3 protein-coding genes are annotated in these 1540 nt (G+C 52.3%); 2 read left to right on the top strand and 1 reads right to left on the bottom strand.

What is annotated here, in order from left to right; all coding sequences use genetic code 11:
* On the top strand, positions 1 to 393 hold a 393-nt coding region (locus tag ACPEES_RS23320), incomplete at its 5' end, for a transposase (RefSeq protein WP_435106892.1).
* An 18-nt stretch (positions 394 to 411) separates the two neighbouring features.
* On the opposite strand, the gene ACPEES_RS23325 is transcribed toward ACPEES_RS23320, so the two are convergent.
* A complete protein-coding gene (locus ACPEES_RS23325) occupies positions 412 to 879 on the bottom strand; it encodes a DUF2059 domain-containing protein (RefSeq protein ID WP_435106894.1) in 468 nt (155 codons plus the stop codon).
* A gap of 219 nt (positions 880 to 1098) precedes the next feature.
* Between ACPEES_RS23325 and ACPEES_RS23330 the strand changes: the two genes are divergently transcribed.
* Positions 1099 to 1239 (top strand): hypothetical protein, encoded by a 141-nt coding sequence (locus tag ACPEES_RS23330; protein WP_435106896.1) that lies wholly within the window; start codon positions 1099 to 1101, stop codon positions 1237 to 1239.
* Positions 1240 to 1540 lie beyond the last annotated feature (301 nt).

A 1540-nucleotide genomic window follows, 5' to 3' on the forward strand; every position in this document is an offset into this window, starting at 1 on the left:
CGTATGCCGATGCCGCCGTCCAATGATTCATTAGGAAAAAACGCCGGCACTGTCGGAAAAAGGTTGACACATTCCGCCACGGCGCCGGTTTTCGTCATCGTCGATGGCCACCCGGCGCACAAGGCGAAGCTCGTGCGCGATTACGTCGCCTCCACCAACGGGCAGCTCGAGCTGCACTTCCTGCCGCCCTATGCGCCGCAGCTCAATCCTGACGAGCAGGTCTGGGCCCATGTGAAGCGCGATCTCGGCCGCCGCGGCGTGGAGAATCTCGAGCAGATGAAGCGCATCGCGCTCGGAGCACTCAGGCGCATTCAGAAACTGTCCGAACTAGTGCAGTCCTTTTTTCATCACCCAGCCTGCCGATACATAATCGAATCTGACATTACTTTCTAAAGGATTAGTATACATTGATTATTTGATATTATGCTTTTCCAAAAACGGCCGTATCCGTTCCATTAGCTTATGTTCTTTCGCTTGACCTTCAGCCATACCTATTCGAGCCCCTCGCTGCATTAACTCTGGGGATTTGTTAATAAATTTTTTTCCTACAGGCGTTTTAAAAAACTCTGTTACCTGTTCAATTTCATCTTCCGTGAATGTTTCCACGTAAAGTGATTTAACTTCATTCACCACTTTAGATTGATCAAAATCTTCTTTGAACCAAGTTCTGTATATATTTTTTAGCTCTTCTTTTTGCTCGACGTCTAACTTAAACCGCATAGCCATCTGATCAATCATGGGCATCATGGCTTCAAACCCAAGATTCATTTGCTCATCCATGTTCGTGACATTGAACAACTCATCTATAGCTTTCTCGCTAGCGTGAGAGTTACTTACTAGGGCCAGAAGGATGAGTGGTACGACTAGAAGTTTCTTCATTTTCGTTTTCCCATTTTGTATAACGCCAGCCATAAACAGCCGAAAAAACCGCCAGGTTTTTGAGGTCCAGTCGCCCGTCCCGCGATGCTCGATTGATGGGATGGACTCCTTCCGCCGCCTTATTCGGCATCCAAGTGCCATGCTGGAAGTGCCGCTTCAGCAACCACGGACAGGAGTAATCCTACCCAGCACATAGTAGACCCCAGTATAACCATCGCCGTGGATCTGGCCAAAACCGTCTTCGAGATCGCCGTGTCCGATGGTCATGGCAAGATCAGCCAGTACTGCTCGAGGATGTACCGGTCACTGGTGACCCAGCACGATCCCGCGCAGCCAGCCGGCGGCAGAACCGGTACATGACCCCGAGAACGGATACCGCCAGCAGCGTCGCAAGGCTGTTGCGGACGGCGACGAAGTCCACGACATAGGCGCCGAAGCCTTCGCCCCGCTCGGCCCACCAGCAGAAGACGGCAACACCGGTGAGCAGCCCGACACTCAATGAGAAGAGAAGAAGGCAGCGCGATCGCCGCCTTCTTGATCGGGGAGTCTCCATGATTACGGCGTCCGAGGGCCCCTGTTAGGGGTCCTTCTCGATCTGTGTGGGTTCCAGGGTGTGAAGGCGGGTAGCCGGTAGGTAGCGATGACCGATATGTTGTGTCCC

The organism is Arhodomonas sp. AD133, from assembly GCF_051195215.1.
Classification (GTDB): Bacteria; Pseudomonadota; Gammaproteobacteria; order Nitrococcales; family Nitrococcaceae; genus Arhodomonas.